The 5,805-nt window shown below is 69.8% G+C and carries 7 protein-coding genes; 4 read left to right on the forward strand and 3 right to left on the reverse strand.

Annotation, left to right across the window (positions count from 1 at the left end; translation table 11 throughout):
• Positions 1-118: 118 nt before the first annotated feature.
• Positions 119-400: an iron-sulfur cluster biosynthesis family protein gene (locus tag E1166_RS28985; RefSeq protein WP_132343040.1), complete on the forward strand. Its 282-nt coding sequence runs from the start codon at positions 119-121 to the stop codon at positions 398-400.
• A gap of 18 nt (positions 401-418) precedes the next feature.
• Here the strand turns inward: E1166_RS28985 and E1166_RS28990 are convergent, their stop codons facing one another.
• Entirely contained in the window at positions 419-1,489 is a 1,071-nt protein-coding gene (locus E1166_RS28990; protein ID WP_207914621.1) for a beta family protein, read from the reverse strand.
• 360 nt (positions 1,490-1,849) lie between these two features.
• On the opposite strand from E1166_RS28990, the gene E1166_RS28995 reads away from it, so the two are divergent.
• Complete coding sequence (locus E1166_RS28995) at positions 1,850-2,242, forward strand: cupin domain-containing protein (protein WP_132266771.1); 393 nt, start codon at positions 1,850-1,852, stop codon at positions 2,240-2,242.
• A gap of 102 nt (positions 2,243-2,344) precedes the next feature.
• On the opposite strand, the gene E1166_RS29000 is transcribed toward E1166_RS28995, so the two are convergent.
• On the reverse strand, positions 2,345-3,382 hold the full coding sequence (locus tag E1166_RS29000; RefSeq protein ID WP_132343041.1) for a DNA polymerase ligase N-terminal domain-containing protein: 1,038 nt from the start codon (positions 3,380-3,382) through the stop codon (positions 2,345-2,347).
• Between the two features lie 79 nt (positions 3,383-3,461).
• Here E1166_RS29000 and E1166_RS29005 point away from each other — a divergent pair, with 79 nt between their 5' ends.
• The gene (locus tag E1166_RS29005; protein WP_132343042.1) at positions 3,462-4,244 is read left to right on the forward strand and encodes an aldo/keto reductase; all 783 of its coding nucleotides are present in this window, start codon (positions 3,462-3,464) and stop codon (positions 4,242-4,244) included.
• Between the two features lie 201 nt (positions 4,245-4,445).
• Positions 4,446-4,832, forward strand: coding sequence for a hypothetical protein (locus E1166_RS29010; RefSeq protein ID WP_243710577.1), 387 nt, complete (start codon positions 4,446-4,448; stop codon positions 4,830-4,832).
• 616 nt (positions 4,833-5,448) lie between these two features.
• Here the strand turns inward: E1166_RS29010 and E1166_RS29015 are convergent.
• A partial coding sequence (locus E1166_RS29015; RefSeq protein WP_207914623.1) for a cellulose-binding domain-containing protein occupies positions 5,449-5,805 on the reverse strand: 357 nt, incomplete at its 5' end.

Below are 5,805 nucleotides of genomic sequence, written 5' to 3' on the forward strand. Positions count from 1 at the left end.
GGGTAGGGGCGGCCAGGGGTGTGCCCCGATTCGTCAGGGCGACGGCAGTTCGCCGTCCGACGCGCGCCACCCGATCGTCGTGCGCGCTGCCCATCCCGAAACCACGAGGAGTCTCCTCATGCTCACCATGACCGACAACGCCGTGCTGGTCATCCGCGACCTCGCCGCCCAGCAGGACGTCCTGACCGGCGGCGGGCTGCGCATCGCCGCAGACACCGAGGCCGGCTCGCTCACCGTCGAGTTGGTGCCCGAGCCCGAACAGGGCGATCAGGTCGTCGACAACCAGGGAGCGCGGATCTTCCTCGACCCGGACGCCGCGGAACTGCTCAACGACACGTCGGTCGACGCATCCGTCGACGACGAGGGCGTCGTGCAGTTCGGCTTCACCGAGAAGGAGTGACCCGACCGGCCCGGGGCTTCACCACCCCGGGCCGGTCGCCCGCCCGCGCTCCTCGGCGGCGGGCCACCGGCGCGGCCGGCGTCCGCTCACCGGCCCGGCCAGCGCCGCCAGCACGTACGCCACGTGGTGCGAGGTGCTCCACGCCGTCCAGTTGGCCGGCGACCCGGCGCCGGCGACCCGGCGAGCCCGCCGGAGCAGTTCGTGGTCGCCCCAGGAGAAGCCCGCGCCGGCCGCCGGCCAGTGCGGCGCGGACACCAGCGTGCGACACAGGTCGGCGAACCGCTCGTCGCCGCGCCCGCCGCGTCGCGACCACCGGTACACCCACCAGACCCCGTCCGCCGTGTAGCGGACCGTCGGCAGCCGGTCTGCGGCCCCGTCGTCGCCGGGGGTTGCCGGCGTGACGCCGTAGTCGCCGTACCCGACCCCGAGATCGGCCAGCCGCTGCCAGAGCTGCCAGTCCCAGCGGTCGAGGCGTACCGGCTCGTCGGTGGGGAGCCGGTGCAGCGTGGGTGGCATGCCGCCGGCCGCCACGGTCACCGTCCGCCAGGCGTGCCGACGTGACCACTGCACCAGTCGGCGTATCCGGGGTTCGGCGGCCCGCAGTTCGGCCGGGCAACAGACGTCTCCGGCGTCGACGAGCAGGTCGCACTGCTCGGGGACAAGCCGGGCGAGCCGCCAGATCCGTTCCGCCGCCGCCGTGGCGGCGTCCGGACCGGACCGGTCGTGCCCGGCCCGCAGCCGAATCACCGCGCGCCGGGCGTACGCCTGCGCCGCCACCCCGTGCGCCACCAGCCGGCGGTCACTGTCCGCGAGCCCGATGGCCGGCACCACCGGTACGCCCCAGCGGACCAGCTCGGCCTCCGCAACGTCCGGCAGAGCGGAGACGTCGACCGCCGGGACCAGCCCGGCCGGCAACCGTCCGAGCAGGTCGAGCAGGGAACCGTCGACTGTGGAGACGATGAGGACCGGGGCGAGCCGTGCAGCCGCGGCGCTGTCAACGTGAGCCAGCGCCTCCAGCTCGCCCCGTCGGCTGGCGAGCAGGGGGCGGTAGACCGGTTCCGCCACCCGGCCCCCGTGGGCGGGCACCATACTTCAATCTACCGGGACATCGGCCCTCGTCGCAGGCCCTCCTCCCGGGTGGAAACCGGGGGTGGGTACGGGACGTCCTGAGTAACGGCCACGATGGCCGGACGCGCGGCAGACGAGCGCACGGCGGCGCCCGACCCGCAGGTCGTCGCGTCGCCGCGCTCCGGCCGTCTCCCACCATCGCAGCCATCCGGCGGTACGCCGGCGGGGACCTGGCTCGACCGGTCGCTGTCGCGCCGGTCGGGTGGTCGATGCCCGTTCCGCCGGAGGTCAAACCTCGCCCGGGCGGGAATTCCATTATCTGCCCATCACGCATCTGCCCGTCACGGCTTGACCCGCCGCCCGGACGGGTATGAGCGTGTCATGGAGCATTTCACGATCGCGACTGTCGCCCAGAAGAGTCCGGACTTCCGTCGGGTGTTGTGGACCGGAGAGAAGACCCAGTTGGTCATCATGACCATTCCGCCGGGCGGCGAGATCGGTGAGGAGGTCCATGACGGGATCGACCAGATCCTCACCTTCGTCAGCGGCACCGGCGAGGCCCGGGTCGCCGGCGAGACCAGGGAGGTCGCCCAGGGTGACCTGGTGGTCGTACCGGCCGGGACGAAGCACAACTTCGTCAACACCGGGCCGAACCCGCTGGTTCTCTACACCGTCTACGGGCCGCCGGAGCACGCCGACCAGGTGGTGCACCGGACCAAGGAGGAGGCCGAGGCGGCTGAGGCCGCCGGCGAGGACGAGCCACCAACCTCCTGACCCTGCCGGCCCGTTCCCGGTCCGGAGCCGCCCGTGTCCTGTCCGGTCTCGACCGGCCTGGACCGGGCACCCGCGGTCGCCCCGGGGAGAGAATCTTGCGCGTCAGTCGATGCTCAGCCAGCGCCGGCTGCGCCGCCCCGGCTCGTAGACCGAATCCAGCCGCTTCGCCACCACGCCGGGTAGCCCCTGCGCCCGCGCGGTGTCCAGCGCTTCGGCACCGGCTCCGGCGAACCACGGCGGCGTCTGCCAGTGCGCTCCGGCCAGCGCCAACCCGTCCAACAGTTCCCGGCGCTGCGCGTACGGCACGTCGAGGCTGACCACCCCCTCCAGCCAGAGCAGGTCGAAGACCAGGAACTGGGCGTCCGGGGTGGCCCGCCCGGAGCGCACCGGCCGGACCCGGCCCCGGGTGTCGATCCGCACCAGCACCCCGTCCAGCACGGCCTCCGTGGGTGCCAGCGCCTCGGCCATCCCGCGCAACCACGGGTACGCCCCGGTCACCTCCTCGTCGGTCTCCGACAGCAGCCGCAGCCGGCCTCCCGAGACGTACGCCATCGCGCGTACCCCGTCCCAGCGCAGTTCGTACCCCCAGGCGTCGGCGTCGCGGGGAAGCCGCGCGGCCCGCGTCGGGTGCATCGGCCGGACCAGCTCCGGCATGGGGCTCCAGCCCGGTGGCGGCGGGTCGGTACGGCGGACCATCCAGTCGCGTCCGTCCCGGCCGCCGGTGGCGAAGAGCACGTACCGGCCGTTGGTCCGTTCCCCGTCGAGGACCACGACCACCTCGTCGTCGCGCCACTTCTCGCAGCGGTAGGTGCCCCGGTCGTGGATGGTCATCGTCCCGCCGCCGTACTCGCCGGCCGGGATCTCGCCGTGGAAGTCGAGGTATTCCATCGGATGGTCCTCGGTGTGCACGGCCAGGTGGTTGCGCCCGGCGTCCCGGGGCAGGCCGCGTGGCACCGCCCAGGAGGCGAGCACCCCGTCCCGCTCCAGCCGAAGATCCCAGTGCAGTGAGCGGGCATGATGCTGCTGGATCACGAACCGCGCCGCGCCGGCCTTCGCCCGGCGGCGCGGCCGACGCGGTACCGGCTCCGGCGTACGGGCCGCGTTCCGCCGACGCCGGTACTCCTCCAGCCGGTCAGCCACGCCCGTATTCTCCGGCAATCCGCCCCGGTCCGCCGGTTGCCCGACATGTGCCCGACCCGGAGGGGGTACAACTGTCGGTATGGGTCACGAGCAGCGCAATGTCCTGCTTCCCGGCGATGTCCGGATGCCGCTGCTCGGCTTCGGCACCTGGCAGGTCACCGGCAAGGCCGGATACGACGCCGTGCTGGCCGCCCTCGACGCCGGTTACCGACACATCGACACCGCCACCATGTACGGCAACGAGGCGGAGGTCGGCCGGGCGGTCCGCGACAGCGGGCTGCGCCGGGAGGACGTCTTCATCACCACCAAGCTGCCGCCGCGGCGGGTGGGCCGGGAAGGGGAGACCATCGAGGCGAGCCTGCGCGCGCTGGACATGGCGTACGTCGACCTGTGGCTGATCCACTGGCCGCCGTCCGCCCCGGCGAACAGCATCCCGGCCTGGCGACAGCTGCTCGCCGCCCGGGACGAGGGCCTCGCTCGCGCGGTCGGGGTGAGCAACTACCGCACCGCCCAGATCGACGAGCTGATCCAGGCCACCGGGGAGACTCCGGCGGTCAACCAGATCCGCTGGGGTCCCTTCCTGTACGACCGGCGGCGGCACGCCGAACACCAGGACCGGGGTGTCGTGTTGGAGGGCTACAGCCCTTTCAACACCACCGACCTCGCCGATCCGGTGCTGACCCGGATCGCCGCCGCGCACGGCGTGTCGCCGGCCCAGGTGGTGCTGCGCTGGCACATCGACCACGAGATCGTGGTCATTCCGAAGTCGGTGACGCCGCAACGGATCCGGGCGAACGCCGATATCTGGGGTTTCTCGCTGACCGCCGAGGAGATGCGCGACATCGACGCGCTGGCCCGCTGACGCCTCGGCGCGCTATTTCCGTGCTCCGTTGAACCTTCGGCGCGCCTCGCGTCGTCATATAGATGGATCATCTTGCGGCCTCGGTGTGCTGCCTTGCCGGGCGACCGGCCACCGGCTCCTGACGCTGCTGGCCGGGCGATACTCCGCATGGTGACGAGCGCTACCGAAAAGCGTCCATAGCGGCTTTCGTTCTCACTGTCTGTGATCGAGCTCTTCGAGGATTGGAGGATCATGACGAAAGATGCGAGTCTGATGGAGCTGTTGCACCGTCTGGATGATCCCGAATGGCCAGAAGCGCCGGCCGACTACAATGCAGCCGATGCTGCAGCTTCATTCAGCCGTCTGGCTGTGCAGGTAGGTTCTCGCTTCTCGACGCCTTGTGAGATCGATCGAGACATCCAGGACTCCGCTCAGTACGGACGAATCGAAGTGCCGGGGGGTGCCACAGTTTGCGGGACGAGGATCGTTGTCCTGGTGAGCAAGTTCAAGCCATTGGCAATGGTGGCGGCCGATAACCCCGGTGCCTTTTGGGTACGGATGAAGCGCGTGCTAAAGGCGAGCTCGACGCGAGTGACCTTGAAAAGGTAGAGCAAGTTCTTGCGGGATTGGGGTACGTCACGATTCCGGAAGAACTTCTCACAAGTCGCTATGACGTACCGCTCTCCTGCGTTTCCATGGTTCCGGGAAGCCGAGTTGGTGGGACCGGTTCTTCGGTTCTTTCTGATGGATCTCAAGTATCTGGTTCCATATTTTGGTGCTTATGGGTCGCCTGGGATCCGATGTCCGACTCAACCCGGTCGGGCCATGATAAAGGACCATCCAGTGGCAAAGATCAGTCCCGCCGAGCTGTGCTCGGCGGGGCTCGAGCTGGAGCAGCGTATTCGCACCTGTGTGGAAGGGGTGGCTTTCTCTTGGGATGGCCTGCTCCGCTTCTCGGGTGATGTGGCAGCCTATCGATGTCAGCCTTGTGGCATTCGATGAAGCTGTTAGGTGTGTGTTGGTTATTGAGGTTAGAGACAGCACCTGCTGGCGTATACGTCCTGATAACTCGGATGTGGATTCCATCGAGTCCGCAACGAGAATTTCCCGTCTGGTGTAGTGCATTCCGGCCGCGATTTCCGTGAGTCGGTCGGAATCAACGGTGTGCTGCCGAGGCAGAAGGGGCGTGACCAACAGGTCACACCCTTTCTGCCTTCCGCGAGCGTCAGGACCGCGAGCAGGTGACCCCGTTGAGCGTGAAGCTGGTCGGTGACGAGTACGGCCCGCTCAGCGTCCCCTGGTGGCCGAAACTGGCCGTGCCCTGAGGCGCGATCGTGCCGTTGTGGCCGGCGTTGCGGGCGATCACGTTCTGTCCGCTCTGGCTGACCGTGGCGTTCCACGCGTTGGTGACCCGCTGCCCCGACGGCAGGGTGTAGGCCAGCGTCCAGCCGTTGATCGTGCTGGTGCCGGTGTTGGTGATCCGCACCTCGGCGGTGAAGCCGGTGCCCCACGAGTTCGGCGTGTACGTCACCGCGCATCCGGTGCCGCCCGGCGGCGGGCTGGACGGCGGGGGCGTGGACGG

It is taken from the genome of Micromonospora sp. KC213, assembly GCF_004348325.1.
Lineage (GTDB): Bacteria > Actinomycetota > Actinomycetes > Mycobacteriales > Micromonosporaceae > Micromonospora.